Raw genomic sequence first — 13,948 nt, forward strand, 5'->3', positions numbered from 1 at the left:
GAGCGCCAGCGAGGGGGTGAGGCGCACCCCCTCGCTGGCGCTCAGGGTTCGCCAACAGCACCCGCGGCCGCACCCCTCACTCCTTGAACTATAGACTGACACTGCCGCGACCCACGCGCCCCACCAGCCGCGCCGCCGAGAGCCCCATGTTGCCGGCCGAACTCGTCAACCCGACCGTCCGCCGCGGGCCGTTCCGCGCCGTGCTGTTCGACTTCGACGGCACGCTGTCGCTGATCCGCGAGGGGTGGCCGACGGTCATGGTCGGCATGATGGTCGAGCGGCTCCGCGCGATGGACCTGCTCCGCCGGCCCGAGAGCGACGACTGGGCCGCGATCGACCGGCTCGTGATGGCCAAGAACGGCGCGCCGACCATCAAGCAGATGGACGTGTTCGCCGAGGAGGTGGCGCGCCGCGGCGGCCCGCCGGTCGACCCGTGGGAGTGCCTCCGCGACTACATCGACCGGCTCATGGCCGAGGTCCGCGGCCGGTGGACGGCACTCGAGAGCGGCGCGGCGGCGGCCGCCGACTGGGTGGTGCCCAACGCGCACGCGATCCTCGCGAACCTGAAGGGGCGCGGCGTCCCGCTGTTCGTCGCCAGCGGCACCGAGTACGACCACGTCTCGACCGAGGCCCGGTTGCTGGGCGTCGAGCGGTTCTTCCCGACCGGCATCAACGCCCCGCGCGACAACGACCCGTCGTTCGGAAAGGGAAAGGTCATCGACCGCATCTTGAAGGACCTCGGCATCCGCGGCGAGGAACTGCTCGGGTTCGGCGACGGCGTGGTCGAGACCGGCGAGGTGAAGCGGGTCGGCGGCGTCGCGGTCGGCGTCGCGAGTTGCCCCGCCGGGACGCCGCACGGCACCGTGCAACCCGAGAAGCGCGCCCGCCTCATCGCGGCCGGGGCCGACCTGATCGTCCCCGACTACTCGCGGCAGGACGGAGTGATCCGCTGGCTCTGGGGCGAGGTGTAGCGGTCGAGTGCGACCCCAACGACCGGCCCCACGCTCCGAGCCCGAGCGCCGAGCGCGGGGTCACGTCGGTCCCTCGCTCGGCGCTCGGGCTCGGACCGACTCGTGAACCGCTCCCGGCTGTGCGCCGGGCCGCACGGCGTGTACTATCGGAACCGCCGGGGTGGCGAGAAGGTAACCGTCACTCTGCCTCCTGAATCCCGCCCGCACCCGCGAAAGGACCGCAATGTTTCGCCCCGTCACGCTGCTCGTGTGCCTCGCCGCCCTCGCCGCCGGGTGCAAGAAGTCCGGCCCGATGGAGGAGTTCGACTCAAAGGAGTGGAAGTTCAAGGCGAAGTTCCCGGGCAAGCCGGAGAGCAAGAGCCAGGCGGCCCCGATCCCCGGTGGCGGGCAAGTCACGATGCACATGTTCAGCAAGGAAGAGCGAAACGGGGCGTTCGTCGTTGGTATTGGTGACCTGCCCCTTCCCGATGGGATGAGCCCGGCCGATGTCCAGAACAGTCTCGACGGGGCCCGTAAGGGTGCGATCGATAACGTCAAAGGTGAGCTCCAGACCAGCAGCCCGATCACGCTCCAGGGTAAGTACCCGGGCCGGGAGTTCACCGCGAAGGTCGCACGCGGCACCACGGACCTTCTCATCCGGTCGCGGATCTTCATGGCGGGCAAGCGCCAGTACCAGGTCATGGTGATGGGCGACGCCTCGTTCATGAGCGACGCCAGGGTGACCGAGTTCCTCGACTCGTTCCAGGTCTCGGACGGGACCACGCCGGCGGCCGGTGGGGGCGGGGGGGCCGACGAGTTTGAGTCGAAGGAGTGGAAGTTCAAGGCGAAGCTCGCCGGGACGCCCGAGACGAAGGACCAGGCCGGGCCGTTCGCCACGCGGCTGAAGGTGTTCGCGACCGCGACCCCGCAGGGGAGCTACGCGGTCGGCGTCGCCGACCTGCCGCTCCCCGAGACGACCGCCCCGGCCGAGGCCACGAAGCGGCTCGACGAGGCCCAGGCCGCGTTCACGGCGATCCACCGGGCGACGCTCGAATCGAGCACCAAGGGGCTGCTCCAGGGGAAGTACCAGGGCCGCGACATGGTGTACAAGCTGCCGGCCAAGGGCGGCGAGGACCGCGTCGCCCGGGTGCGGGTGTTCCTCGTCGGGAAGCGGCTGTACCAGGTGTCGGTGACCGGCCCGGCCGCGTTCGCCAGCGCCGAGGCCGCGACGGAGTTCCTGAACACGTTCGAGGTGGTGGAGTGAGGCGGCAGTGGCCGCCGAGCCACGGGGCACGTCCCCGTGGTGGTTCGCACCGCGGAAGACCACGGGGCTTGTCCCCGCGGCTCGAACGAGGTGTCCGTCAGTTCCGCGGGTCGGGGACGTACTCGCCGTGGACCGCGGGCACGACCGGGGCGTCCACGTCGGTCCCCGGCATCAGTTCGAGCATGGCCTGCACCACCTTCTCGCGGATGCCGACGAACGCCGCGGCGCACCGCGGGTCGAAGTGCCGCCCGGCCTGCTTCGCCACCTCGTTGAACGCCCACGCGGGCGGCTTGCCCCGCTGGTTCTCGTAGTACGGGCGGTGAGAGGTCATCGCGTCGAACGCGTCGGCCACCGCGAGGATCCGGGCCAGGAACGGGATGTCCTCGCCGGCCAGCTTGTCCGGGTACCCGGTGCCGTCCCACCGCTCGTGGTGGTTGCGGACGATCGGGATGATCGGGTGCATGTCGGGCACGGTCGCGAGGATCTCGGCCCCCATCGTGGTGTGCGTCTGCATCTTCGCGAACTCGTCGGCGGTGAGCTTGCCCGGCTTGCGGAGGATCGCGTCGTCGATGCCGATCTTGCCGATGTCGTGGAGCGGCCCGCCGAACTTGACCAGCTCCATCTGGTCGTCGGGCACCTCCAGCGCCTCGGCGAGCATGATGGCGTACCGGGTCACCCGCTGCGTGTGCCCGCCGGTGTAGTCGTCGCGGAGCTCGACGGCCTGGGCCAGGATGGTGATCGTCTTGAGGAACATGTCCCGCTGCTTCCGCAGCAGTTGGGCGCTCTCGATGGCGGCGGACACGTGGGCGGCCAGGGCGTCGGCGAGGAACAGGTGGTCCTCGTTGAACGGGGCCTGGGCGAGGTTCCGGTCCAGGTGCAGCACCCCGAGCCGCTTGCGGGGGGTGCGGAGCAGCACGCACAGGACGCTGGCCATGCCGCCGTCGGACATGCTCTGGGTCGCGCCGCCCTCGGACTCGCTGTTGAGGGTGCTGTAGAGGAGCGAGACCCCGCCCGCGTAGCACCGCTGGGCGAGCTTCTTGGAGAAGTGGAACCGGCCCGGGGGCTCGCCCGAGCCGACGGCCAGGGCGCGGAGCTGGAGGTTCGGCTCGGCCCCGTCGCCGTCGGCCAGCACGATCGCGCCCCGCTGGGCCTCGAGCACGCTGACCGCGTCGTTGAGCACCGCGTTGAGGAGCTGGTCCTCGCTCTGCATGTGGACGAAGTGGTGCCCGGCCCGGAGCAGGGCGAACATCTGCTCCCCGGCCCGGGGCATGTGGTTCCGGTCGAACGCGAGCCGGCGGATCCCGTCCTCGAACGTCGACTCGGCGGCCGCGACGATGTGCTGGTTCGACGCCGGGCCGTCGGACACCGTCGTCTCGGCCCCCTCCACGATCACCGCGACCTTGCCGAACTGGACGATGTCCCGCTGGTGCAGCGGGTGCTCGCCCGGCCCCATCCGGACCCCGTTGACGTACGTCCCGTTGGTGCTCTCCAGGTCGCGGACGTACCAGCCCTGGTCCCCGAGCCGGACCTCGGCGTGGCGGCGGCTCACGGAGCTGTCGTCGAGGACGATCTCGAGCGAGGCCAGGCGGCCGGCCCGCAGGATCGTCTCCGACTCCCACACCCGGCCCTTGATCTCCCCGCTGATCCCGCGGAGTCGGATCGTGCGTTTCACACGCGCCTCGGAAAGCGACTCAACATGTGGCGACCGCGGCTCATAGCCGCACGCGGCCGCCCGCACCAGATCGGAGTTCGGTTCGACTGATTCTAACACGCGCGCGGGCCGCTCGCCTACAGAAGAACGGGTTCCCCGGGAGTTGAGACCGGGGAGCGAAAGTCCCGCCCCGTGGGAACCCGTACGACGCGGTCGGATGGATTGCGTCGCCGAGCCGAGTGCCGCGACCGACACGGAGCCCCGGGGCTCCGGCAATTCGTCAGGCGGGGGACTGGCCGGCGGAGAAGATGTCGGCGACCCGCACGGAGAACCCGGGGAGGACGTCGCCGCCAGTCATGGTGTCGGCGTGTGTGAGTGTAATGGACTGGTCGGGCGAGGTGTAGACGGTGACTGTGTCGGTTCGCGGATCGACGTACCACACGAGCCGCACGCCGGCGAAGAAGTAGTCCTTTCGCTTGGCGAACATCTCGCCCCGCGTGTTCGACTTCGACAGCACCTCGATGGCGAGGTCGGGGTGCAACTCGGGGACCGGCTCGTCGGGCACGCGGCCGCCGGGGAGCTTGGCCCACGAGTAGAACGCGACGTCCGGGATGCGGACCTGCCCCGGGAAGAGCTCGACCGTGCCGTCGGCCCCGAGGACGATGCCGAGCTTGTTGCCGCGGGCGAACGGGTCCAAAAGGCCGATCAGGTACGCAGCAAGAAGCGATTCCTTGAACCCCGCGGCCTTCTCCACGAGGACGCCGTCGATCAGTTCGCAGAGCTTCCCCTCGCGCCGCTCGATGTCAACGACGTCCTGCTTCGTGGCGGTGCCGGGAACGGGCCGCAGCCGGACCCGCTCGGGCGGGTAGTCCGCGAAGCGGGCGAGCAGGTCGCTCAAGGTCGCAAAGGTCATCGCGCTCCCCTGGTGGCCCACCCAGGTTACACCACGGCGGCCGCCGCTCACAACCCCCACCACGCCCGAGTGACCTCCAGGGGCGAGACGGGGTCGGCCGCGCCCGACCGGGCCCGGCCCCGGGCCAGAGCGCGGCACAGGGCCGCGAGCCGCGCGCAGTGGTGCGGCGGGCCGGCCGCCGGGTGCGCATCGACCAACTCGACCGCCCGCGCGGCGGCTTCCGGTGAGAACGACAGCCCGAGCGGCGGGCCGAGGTGCTCCAGCACCGCGGGCACGTCGGCCAGCGAGGGGGGCTGCAACTCGATCACCAACTCGAACCGGCCGGGCTGCACCACCGCCGGGTCGAGCGCGCCGGCGCTCGGGGCCGTCGCCACCGGGACGACGCGCTCGCACGCCGGGAGCGCGTCCAGCTCCTGAATGAGTTGGAGGAACAGCGACGGCTCGGCGGCCCCGCGGGTGGGCCGCGCCGCGAAGGCGTCCAGTTCCTTGAAGAGGACGACGGCCGGCGCGGCCGCCCGGGCGCGGGCGAACAGGAGCCGCAGGTTCTCCTCGCTGCCGCCGAGGTACCGGCTCTTCAGCTCGGCCCCGGTCGTCTCCAGGAACACGCCGCCGGCCGCGTTCGCCAGGGCCCGGGCGAACAGCCGCTTGCCGACGCCCGGCGGCCCGACCAGCAGGACGCCCCGTGGCGCGAGGGCGTCGAGGCGGTCCCGCGCCTCCTCGGTCGGGGCGGCGTCCGCGAGGTCGAACACGTCGAGGAGCTCCTCGCGGAGCTTCCGCTTGGCGTGCTCGTACCCGCCGACCCCCGCGAGTGTCTCGCCCGGGACCCGCCCCCCGTGCGAGAGCGTCAGCGCCCGGAACGCCGCGAACGCCTCGGCGGCGGAGGCGGGCCGGTCCTCGCGGTCGAGCGCGGCGAGGTACTTCCGGAGCTGGATCACGTTCAGGCCGGAGGCCACGCGGTGCAGGCGGCCGACGTCGAGTTCGTCGCCGAACTTGCGGGCCTCGCCCTGGGTGACGAGGTGCCGGAGGCGGCCCCGCGGGACGCCGCCCAGCCGGACGCGGTTCAGCGGGAGCTGCTCGACGAGCCGGGGGAGGGGGACGGCCGGGTCGCGGAACCCGACCCAGAGGAGGTCGGGGTTCTCGACGAGCAGCGCGATGAGTTCGCGGGCGTCGCCGAGCGCCCCGGCCCCGCCCGCGAGGAGGTCGAGGTGCGGGAGCAGCAGCACCGAGTTCGCGAGCGGGCCGGCGACCGCCCGCGCCACGGCCGCCCGCATGTTGCCCACCAGGCCCGACGACACGAGCGGGGCGCGGTCCCCGGTCTCGGCCCGCGCGTCGATGACCACGCACTTCAGCCCGTGCGGCTGGACCCACGTGCGGACCGCGTGGGCGGCGTGCGGCGCGACCTCCTTGGGGCACTCGACCAGGCACGACAGCCGGCGGACGAGCCCGCGGCCGACGTCGGCAATCGGGTCCGGGTACGCCACCGCGGCCAGTGTGCCGGGATCGATCTGGACGGGGAGTTCCTTGAGCCCGACGGTCAACGGCATGGTCGGGGACTCCGGGGAACGCGGGCGGCCGCGGCCGCCCATTGTCTCACAGGATCTCGGCCGGTGCCACCAAACGACAGTCGCGCGCGGGAGGTGGTTCGCCCGGAGCAGGCGAGGGGAGGTGGCGAAACGAAGCGCGGCGACCGGGTGGTCGCCGCGTGGTGGTTCGGGTTGCGGGCCGCGTCAGCGGACGACGCTCAGGACGGTGTCGAACGCCTGGCGGAGCTCCTCGTAGTTCTGCGGGCGGTCGTTCGGGTCCTTGGCGAGCATCCACAGGCACACGTCGCTGGCGAGGGCGGGGATCTCGGGCACCCGCTCGGCCGGCGGGACCGGGGCCGTGTTGAGGTGCTGGAAGATCACCTGCATGCGGTTGCGGCCCTCGAACGGGAGCCGGCCGGTGAGCGCCTCGTACAGGGTCACGCCCAGCGAGTAGATGTCGGCCCGGCGGTCGACGAGGCTGGCGTCCTTGGCCTGCTCGGGCGAGATGTACGCGGCGGTGCCGGCGAGCTCGGCCCCGGCGAGTTCCTTGGCCTGGAGCGCGTCGGCCTTCGCGAGCCCGAAGTCGATGAGCTTGATGTTCCCCTCGGCCCCGATCATGATGTTGTCGGGCTTCACGTCGCGGTGGACGAGCCCGGACCGCCACACGGCCCCGAGCGCGTCGACCATCTGCGAGGTGATGTACACGGCCCACGCCGGGGGCAGCGCCCCGCCGGCCCGCAGGATCTCGCCGAGGGTCTGGCCCTCGAAGAACTCGGTGACGAGGTACGGCCACCGGGGGTCGAAGGCGAAGTCGATGAACCGGACCACGCACGGGTGCTTGACCCGGGCCAGCCCGGCCGCCTCCATCCGCAACTGCTTGAACGCCGCCGGGCGGTCGAACACGTTCGCCCAGTTCAGGATCTTCATCGCCACCCGCGTCGAGGTGGCCGAGTCCCACCCGCAGAAGACGTGGCACGACACGCCCTCGCCGAGCTTCTCGCGCAGCACGAACCGGCCCACCTGCATGCCCGCTTCGGGCGGCGGCGCGTTCTCGGGGGGGGACGGCGCCGGGACGTCCCGCTGGAGGTTGAGGAGGGTCTGGGTGTCGCTCGAGTGTGCCGACACGGTTCCCTTCACGTCGTCCGCGGTTTCCCGTGCGTCCGAGGTTTTTGTTGGAAGCATGACGTCAGGAAATCCCGGTAGGGGCGAGCGGGGGTGGCGTCCCCGTGTTGCGCTTGCACTTCCGGTGCCAGCGGGGCGGCTCGCCGGTCTCTGAGGGACAAAACTCTCGCCAGGCTTGTCGAACGTGCCGGACGCGCGACTCGCGACGGCACGGACGGTCACCTGGAACCCTAGCACACGGCTTGGAGAGCGGTATATTTTTCATTCAGGTGCGCCACGAATGGTTCCGGCACAAGTGAACTTCCCGTCACCCGCCGGCACAACTCGGCCGCCCGGAACCGCTGCCCGTGGCGGTGGATGTTCTTCACCAGCCACTCTTTCAGGCGCCCGAACTCCCCCCGGCGGATGTCGCCCTCAAGGCTTTCTGCCCCGAGCTGGGTTTTCGCGGCCGCCATGAACTGCGCCGCGTAGAGGTTTCCGAGCGTGTACGTCGGAAAGTACCCGATGCCGCCGAACGCCCAGTGAATGTCCTGCAGGCACCCGCGGGTGTCGTCGGGGACCGTGAGGCCGAAGAGTGCGGTGAATCGCGTGTTCCAGGCGTCCGGAAGGTCGACAACTGCCAGATCTCCAGACAGCAGCGCGAGCTCGAGTTCGAACCGCAGCGCGATGTGCAGGTTGTACGTCGCCTCGTCCGCTTCGACCCGGATGAGCGACGGCCGCACGTCGTTGATCGCGGCGTAGAAGGTGTCCGGGCTCACGTCGCCGACCGCCGCGGGGAACGCCTGGCGCAGGCGCGGAAAGAAGTGGTCCCAGAACGGCCGGCCGCGGCCGACCTGGTTCTCCCACAGCCGCGACTGCGACTCGTGGACCCCGAACGAGCACGCGACCCCGAGCGGGGTGCCGAAGTGCTCGGCCGGCAGGTTCTGCTCGTACACCGCGTGCCCGGTCTCGTGGAGCACGCCGAAGAACGCGTCGGAGAACGACCGCGGGTTGTACCGGGTCGTGATGCGGCAGTCGCCGGGGCCGAACCCCGAGCAGAACGGGTGCGACGTGGTGTCGAGCCGGCCGGCGGCGAAGTCGTACCCGATCGCGACCGCGGCCGACTCCGCGAACAGCCTCTGCCGGTCCACCGCGTACTCGCGCTCCAGGACCGAGCGGTCCGGCTTCTTCGGCAGGTCGGCGAACTTCTGGATGAGCGGCACGAGCTGCTTCGTCAGCCCCGCGAACAGCGCCTTCAGGTCGGCGACCGTGGTGCCCGGCTCGTACTCCTCGATCAGCGCGTTGTAGCGGTGCTCCTTGAACCCGACGGCGTCGGCCTCCTGGCGCTTGAGTTCGACGACGCGCTCGAGGAGCGGGCGGAACGTGGCGAACTGGTTGGCCTTCTTCGCCTGCTCCCACGCCTGCTGCGCCTGCGTGGTGACGCGGGCCAGCTCCGCGACCAGCGCCTCGGGGAGCTTGGTGGCGCGGTCGTAGGCCCGCCGCCACTCGCGGACGTTCGCGGCCGCGTCGGCCTCCGGGTTCGCGACGGCGTCGGACCCCTCGACGGCCGCGAGCAACTCGCCGATCTTGGGGTCGGTGAACTTCTGGTGCGACAGCGCCGCGAGGAACGCCATCTGCTCGCCGCGGAGCCCGGCCCCCTTCGCGGGCATGTACGTCTGCTGGTCCCACCCGAGGACCGCGGCGCAGGAGTTCAGGACGCCGAGTTCCTTGCTGCGGCGGACCAGTTCGGCGTAGGCGTCTGCGGCGGTCATGTGAACTCCTGTGCGAACTCGGCGAATTGCGGTATTGTCGGTGTACGGACAACGACACTGCGGAAGAACGAATGCCCCGGGAGGAACCAGCTGATGGGACTGAACCGCCAACTGGTCGAGACGGTAAAGGTACACTTCACGCAGAAATCCACCGCTGAACTGGAAGAGGTCGTTCAGCGGAAGGACCGCGACCGATGGTCCGACGAGGCGTTTGCCGCCGCGGAGGAGGTCTTGGCCGAACGGGTCGCGGGACTCGGCAAAGAACCTCGTGTTCCCCTGAAAGACGCCCCGCTGCCTTCTCCCGGCCAGGTCCGCGGCGATTTGCTCCCTTTGCTCGGGTTCGCCTTCGGTGGTGTGCTCGGTGGGCTGCTCGTGAAGTTCGCCTTCGGCCCCGAGGATTCGAGCGTTGATGGCCCGGTCTCGTTCGGCTCTGACCTCGCCTGGGTGGCACTCGAATCCACTGACCCTCTGGCGGTAGCTACCGCCCTCGGCCTGCAACGGCGACGCCCGGTGACTTGGGAGGAAGGTGTGGCTGCGGCGTGCAAGTCGAGCGTGTTCGTAACGCCCCCGGTTGGCGACTGGACGCTCGCCACGGGGCGGTGTCTGTTCCCACCGGAACAGGTGGAGGCGTTCGCGAAGCCGCTACTGGAAGAATTGAGTCGGCGCTTTCAAGACGCTCAATACTTTTGCACGCACCGAGAGTCCGAATTGCACGTGTGGGCGCGTGCCCGGAAGGGGCAGTTCCTCCGCGGCTACGGCTGGCTCGGACAGCGAAGCTCGGTGATCTGGAACGAAGGCCCACAAACAAAACAAGAATTCGATCTCGGCTTCCGGTTCACTGACGGGCCGACCACACCACCCGTCGTTAATCGGGCTGATGACCCAACCACCGCAGACGAGAGTTGCGTGCTGCAACTCGCCGCTCTCTGGAGCGTTGACCCGAGCAGCCTTGATGACTATTCCTCGGAGCCTGTCGGGGGGATCGTGGGTGAGATTCCCCGGAGGTGATGCCGGAATCCTCCCCCTTCTAGTAAGGCCGCCATGTCGTTCGAGAAGTCCGCGTTGCCGCACCCCGGCGACACGATCGTCGCGGTGTCGTCGGCCCCGGGTGCCGGGGCGCGGGCCGTCGTGCGCGTCAGCGGCCCGAAGGCGCTCGCGGTCGTCGCCGCGGTGTTCCAGCCCAACAGCGGGCTCGCGGCCGCCGCCCGCCGCCTCGTTCCCGGCGCGCTGCGCCTCACCGGCGTTCACGCGCCGCTGCCGGCGACGCTGTACGTGTTCCCCGGGCCGCGGTCGTACACCGGGCAGGACCTCGCCGAGCTTCACACCATCGGCTCGCCGCCGCTCGTCGAGCGCCTCGTGGCCGACCTCCTCGCCGCCGGCGCGCGCCCGGCGCAACCCGGCGAGTTCACGCTGCGCGCGTTCCTGAGCGGGAAGAAGGACCTGCCGCGGGCCGAGGCCGTTCACGCCGTGATCGAGGCCGGCACCGACGCCGAACTCCGCACGGCGCTCGCGCAGCTCGCCGGCGGCGTCTCGGAGCCGCTCGCGGCGCTCCGCGACGACCTGCTGAACCTGCTCGCGGACCTCGAAGCGGCGCTCGACTTCGCCGACGAGGACATCGAGTTCGTCGGCACCCCGGAGACGCTCCGCCGGGTGAACGCGGCCGTTCGCCACCTCGAAGCACTCCTCGGTCAACTCGACGACCGCACGGTGTCGGGGCGGCCGGTCCGCGTGGCGCTCGTGGGGCTCCCGAACGCCGGGAAGAGCAGCCTGTTCAACGCGCTGGCGGGCGGCGACGCGCTCGTGAGCCCGGTCCCCGGCACGACCCGCGACTACCTCACCCGCGGGACCGACGTGGCCGGCGTGCGGGTCGAGTTGATCGACACGGCCGGCTGGCAGGACGCGGCCGACACGATCGAGGAGCAGGCCCAGCGGCTCGGCCGCGGCGCGGCGTCCGCGGCCGACGTGGTCCTGTGGTGCGACGAGCAAGGCGCGTTCGGCACCGCCGACGCGGCGCGCCTGGCGGCGACCGGGGCCGACGTGCTCCGCGTGCGAACGAAGTGCGACCTGCCGAGCCCGGCGAGCGGGGGGGGGGGGGCCCCCCCCGGCGGGGGTCACTAAGAAACCCGGGGGGGGCACCCCCCCCCCCCGCCCCAAGCCAGCGCCGGGACCGGGGGGCCCCGGGGGCCTCCGTCCTCCGCGTGCTACCTAAGGGCCACCTCCCGCCCCCGGCGCGGGGGGGGCGTCCGCCCCCCTAGGGTGTGACTCAGAAAGAACCGCGGGGGGCTCACGCCCCCCGCTCGCCAATCTCCTGCTCCGTTCCGGGCGGCACCGGAGCGGTTCGCGCGGCGCTCGGCGAGGCGGTCGCGTCGCGGGCGCGGCCGGCGCTGGCCCCGAGCCAGAGCCGGTGCCGGCACCACGTCGCGGCGTGCCTCGACCACCTGCTCGCGACCCGCGACCACGTGGCGGCCGCCGACCCGCCCGAACTCGCGGCCGCGGCGCTGCGGGCGGCCCTCGACCAGCTCGGCGAACTCACCGGAGCCGTGTACACGAACGACCTGCTCGACCGCATCTTCTCGCGGTTCTGCATCGGGAAGTGACCGCCCCGCTCCCGTCAGCGACTGGCGGCCCGGCCGGCCCGGACCCTCGCCCCGTCGGCTGAGCGCGGGGCCGCGCGGCGCGCTCTTCGCTGGCCGTCGAGTCGACCCGTTGCGAGCGCGGGCCCGTGCCCGCGGGGACGCAGCGCGGCTCACACCGCGGCGCCGTGGACCAGCTTCACGTCGTCGGGGGCGAGCCGGTGCCCGTCCGCGGACCGGAACTCCAGCCGCACGGCCTTGCCCTTCTTGCGGTCCACCAGCCGGAACTCCGATCCGGCGCCGCCCCACTGGCCGAGTGCGGCGATGACCGGCAGGAGCCCGCGCCCCTTCTCGGTCAGCGCGTACTCCTTGAAGGCGCTGCCGTCCGACGCCGGAACCTGTTCCAGCACCCCGTCGTCGACCAGCTTCTTGAGCCGGACGGTGAGGATGTTCTTCGCGACGCCGAGCGACGTCTGGAACTCGCCGAACCTCTTCTTCCCGATGAACGCGTCGCGTACGATCAGGAGCGACCACCAGTCGCCCACCGCCTCGACCGACCGCGCCACCGGGCACGCGTCGTCCGTGAAACTCGTGCGCTTCATGACCCAGCTCCCGAATGCGGAATTTGGTTGCAAGAGGCAACCGTACCTCCAGTATACCCGCTCAGTTGCGATTTGCAACCGCGGGGCCGGACCCGCGGCACTTAACGGGAGACCGTCGTGAACGCGATCGACAATGTCCTGTACGCCGCCAAGACCCGCACCACCGGCGGCCGGGACGGCAGGTCGCGCACCCCGGGCGGCCGGCTCGACGTCGAGCTCCCGAACCCGGGCGCCGCGGGCGGCGGGACCAACCCGGAGCAACTGTTCGCCGCCGGCCGGTCGGCGTGCTTCATGAGCGCCGTCGGGCCGGCGGCCGCGCAACAGACGGTCGCGCGGCCGGCCGGCCGGGGCGTCGACGCCGAGGCGGACCCCGGTACCAACCCCGGCGGGTACGCCCTCCGGGCGCGGCCCGACGTCAGCCTGCCGGGGCTGGACCGCGAGCTCGCACAGGCGCTGGTGCACGTCGCGCACGAGACGTGCCCGTACTCCAGGGCCGCCCGCGGGAACATCGACGTCGCCGTCACCCTCGTCTGAGCCGAACCCCCCGGACCCGCTTGCCCGCACAGTGCGGGCGGGCCGGTTCCGCGGCGTACAAGCCTTCACTTCAACAGGGAGACTGTCATGAGCACCGAGCGCAAGGTCGCCGTCGTCACCGGCGCGTCACAAGGGATCGGGGCCGGGCTGGTCCGCGGGTTCCTCGACCGGGGCTACCGGGTCGTCGCCAACTCCCGGTCGATCGCACCCGACGCCGCGGCGGACGTGCTGGCCGTCGCCGGCGACATCGCCGACCCGGCCGTCGCCGACCGGGTGATCGCCGAGGCGGTGGCGAAGTTCGGCCGGGTGGACACGCTGGTGAACAACGCCGGGATGTTCATCGCCAAGCCGTTCACCGAGTACACCCCCGCGGACTTCGCCGCCAAGGTCTCGCTCAACCTCGCCGGCTTCTTTTACGTGTCGCAGAGCGCGATCCGGCAGATGCTCGCGCAGGGCGGGGGGCACGTCGTGAACCTGACCACCACGCTCGTCGGGCAGCCGGTGAAGGGCGTGCCGTCGGCGCTGGCGTCGCTCACCAAGGGCGGGCTGGACGCGGTCACCCGGTCGCTGGCCATCGAGTACGCGGACCGGGGCGTCCGGGTGAACGCGGTGGCGCCCGGCGTGATCGCCACCCCGATGCACAAGCCCGAGACGCACGCCTTCCTCGCCGGGCTGCACCCGGTCGGGCGCATGGGCACGGTGCAGGAGGTGGTCGATGCCGTCTTGTACCTGGAGTCGGCGAAGTTCGTGACCGGCGAGACGCTGCACGTCGACGGCGGCGCGCACGCCGGGCACTGGTAACCAACGAGGAGAGTGCGATGCCGATCGTGACCATTCAGATCACCCGCGAGGGGGCGACGCCCGAGCAGAAGGCCGCCCTGATTAAAGGGGCGACGGACCTGCTGGTGGACGTGCTGAACAAGCCGCCGGCGCTGACCTTCGTGATCATCCAGGAGGTGAACCTCGAGGACTGGGGCGTGGGCGGGCTGCCGACCCCGGAGTTCCGCAAGCGGATCGCGGAGACGTCACCGGGGTAGCCCGGCCCGCGCCGTCGAGCTGGCGGAC

14 protein-coding genes are annotated in these 13,948 nt (G+C 71.4%); 8 read left to right on the plus strand and 6 right to left on the minus strand.

Translation table 11 applies throughout. The features are described 5' to 3' along the window. Window positions 1-146: 146 nt before the first annotated feature. Both ACTIGN_RS27760 and ACTIGN_RS27765 read left to right on the plus strand, forming a co-directional pair. Entirely contained in the window at window positions 147-971 is an 825-nt protein-coding gene (locus ACTIGN_RS27760; RefSeq protein ID WP_439630011.1) for an HAD family hydrolase, read from the plus strand. Window positions 972-1,194: 223 nt separating this feature from the next. Continuing rightward, window positions 1,195-2,214 (plus strand): hypothetical protein, encoded by a 1,020-nt coding sequence (locus ACTIGN_RS27765; protein WP_439630013.1) that lies wholly within the window; start codon window positions 1,195-1,197, stop codon window positions 2,212-2,214. A 97-nt stretch (window positions 2,215-2,311) separates the two neighbouring features. Here the strand turns inward: ACTIGN_RS27765 and ACTIGN_RS27770 are convergent, their stop codons facing one another. The 5 genes from ACTIGN_RS27770 to ACTIGN_RS27790 form a co-directional block, all read right to left on the minus strand. Continuing rightward, window positions 2,312-3,886, minus strand: a complete 1,575-nt coding sequence (locus ACTIGN_RS27770) for an HD domain-containing phosphohydrolase (RefSeq protein ID WP_439630015.1) — start codon at window positions 3,884-3,886, stop codon at window positions 2,312-2,314. 259 nt (window positions 3,887-4,145) lie between these two features. Next, window positions 4,146-4,778, minus strand: a complete 633-nt coding sequence (locus ACTIGN_RS27775; protein WP_439630017.1) for a Uma2 family endonuclease — start codon at window positions 4,776-4,778, stop codon at window positions 4,146-4,148. Window positions 4,779-4,825: 47 nt separating this feature from the next. Then, on the minus strand, window positions 4,826-6,322 hold the full coding sequence (locus ACTIGN_RS27780; RefSeq protein WP_439630019.1) for an AAA family ATPase: 1,497 nt from the start codon (window positions 6,320-6,322) through the stop codon (window positions 4,826-4,828). Between the two features lie 183 nt (window positions 6,323-6,505). Then, a complete protein-coding gene (locus ACTIGN_RS27785; RefSeq protein WP_439630021.1) occupies window positions 6,506-7,426 on the minus strand; it encodes a serine/threonine-protein kinase in 921 nt (306 codons plus the stop codon). Between the two features lie 227 nt (window positions 7,427-7,653). Further along, entirely contained in the window at window positions 7,654-9,174 is a 1,521-nt protein-coding gene (locus tag ACTIGN_RS27790; RefSeq protein ID WP_439630023.1) for a carboxypeptidase M32, read from the minus strand. Between the two features lie 93 nt (window positions 9,175-9,267). Between ACTIGN_RS27790 and ACTIGN_RS27795 the strand changes: the two genes are divergently transcribed. The 3 genes from ACTIGN_RS27795 to ACTIGN_RS27805 all read left to right on the plus strand — a co-directional run bounded on the left by ACTIGN_RS27795 (window position 9,268) and on the right by ACTIGN_RS27805 (window position 11,771). Beyond that, complete coding sequence (locus tag ACTIGN_RS27795; protein WP_439630025.1) at window positions 9,268-10,182, plus strand: hypothetical protein; 915 nt, start codon at window positions 9,268-9,270, stop codon at window positions 10,180-10,182. 33 nt (window positions 10,183-10,215) lie between these two features. Next, window positions 10,216-11,292, plus strand: a complete 1,077-nt coding sequence (locus tag ACTIGN_RS27800) for a tRNA modification GTPase (RefSeq protein ID WP_439630027.1) — start codon at window positions 10,216-10,218, stop codon at window positions 11,290-11,292. 140 nt (window positions 11,293-11,432) lie between these two features. Then, on the plus strand, window positions 11,433-11,771 hold the full coding sequence (locus tag ACTIGN_RS27805) for a hypothetical protein (protein ID WP_439630029.1): 339 nt from the start codon (window positions 11,433-11,435) through the stop codon (window positions 11,769-11,771). Window positions 11,772-11,920: 149 nt separating this feature from the next. Here the strand turns inward: ACTIGN_RS27805 and ACTIGN_RS27810 are convergent, their stop codons facing one another. Beyond that, window positions 11,921-12,349, minus strand: a complete 429-nt coding sequence (locus ACTIGN_RS27810; protein WP_439630031.1) for a winged helix-turn-helix transcriptional regulator — start codon at window positions 12,347-12,349, stop codon at window positions 11,921-11,923. A 117-nt stretch (window positions 12,350-12,466) separates the two neighbouring features. Between ACTIGN_RS27810 and ACTIGN_RS27815 the strand changes: the two genes are divergently transcribed. The 3 genes from ACTIGN_RS27815 to ACTIGN_RS27825 all read left to right on the plus strand — a co-directional run bounded on the left by ACTIGN_RS27815 (window position 12,467) and on the right by ACTIGN_RS27825 (window position 13,920). Further along, window positions 12,467-12,883, plus strand: a complete 417-nt coding sequence (locus ACTIGN_RS27815; RefSeq protein ID WP_439630033.1) for an Ohr family peroxiredoxin — start codon at window positions 12,467-12,469, stop codon at window positions 12,881-12,883. Window positions 12,884-12,970: 87 nt separating this feature from the next. Further along, window positions 12,971-13,684 (plus strand): SDR family NAD(P)-dependent oxidoreductase, encoded by a 714-nt coding sequence (locus tag ACTIGN_RS27820; protein WP_439630035.1) that lies wholly within the window; start codon window positions 12,971-12,973, stop codon window positions 13,682-13,684. Window positions 13,685-13,701: 17 nt separating this feature from the next. Next, window positions 13,702-13,920 carry a tautomerase family protein gene (locus ACTIGN_RS27825; RefSeq protein ID WP_439630037.1) on the plus strand — a complete coding sequence of 73 codons (219 nt, stop codon included), beginning with the start codon at window positions 13,702-13,704 and terminating at the stop codon, window positions 13,918-13,920. The last annotated feature ends 28 nt before the right edge of the window (window positions 13,921-13,948 follow it).

The sequence above is a fragment of the Gemmata sp. genome (assembly GCF_051859125.1).
Classification (GTDB): Bacteria; Planctomycetota; Planctomycetia; order Gemmatales; family Gemmataceae; genus Gemmata.

Bases quoted from the DNA above. Each gene is read 5' to 3' on its own strand.
- ACTIGN_RS27780 (WP_439630019.1), bottom strand. From the start codon at position 6,322: ATGCCGTTGACCGTCGGGCTCAAGGAACTCCCCGTCCAGATCGATCCC.
- ACTIGN_RS27790 (WP_439630023.1), bottom strand. From the start codon at position 9,174: ATGACCGCCGCAGACGCCTACGCCGAACTGGTCCGCCGCAGCAAGGAA.
- ACTIGN_RS27795 (WP_439630025.1), top strand. From the start codon at position 9,268: ATGGGACTGAACCGCCAACTGGTCGAGACGGTAAAGGTACACTTCACG.
- ACTIGN_RS27775 (WP_439630017.1), bottom strand. From the start codon at position 4,778: ATGACCTTTGCGACCTTGAGCGACCTGCTCGCCCGCTTCGCGGACTAC.
- ACTIGN_RS27765 (WP_439630013.1), top strand. From the start codon at position 1,195: ATGTTTCGCCCCGTCACGCTGCTCGTGTGCCTCGCCGCCCTCGCCGCC.
- ACTIGN_RS27810 (WP_439630031.1), bottom strand. From the start codon at position 12,349: ATGAAGCGCACGAGTTTCACGGACGACGCGTGCCCGGTGGCGCGGTCG.
- ACTIGN_RS27820 (WP_439630035.1), top strand. From the start codon at position 12,971: ATGAGCACCGAGCGCAAGGTCGCCGTCGTCACCGGCGCGTCACAAGGG.
- ACTIGN_RS27760 (WP_439630011.1), top strand. From the start codon at position 147: ATGTTGCCGGCCGAACTCGTCAACCCGACCGTCCGCCGCGGGCCGTTC.
- ACTIGN_RS27800 (WP_439630027.1), top strand. From the start codon at position 10,216: ATGTCGTTCGAGAAGTCCGCGTTGCCGCACCCCGGCGACACGATCGTC.
- ACTIGN_RS27825 (WP_439630037.1), top strand. From the start codon at position 13,702: ATGCCGATCGTGACCATTCAGATCACCCGCGAGGGGGCGACGCCCGAG.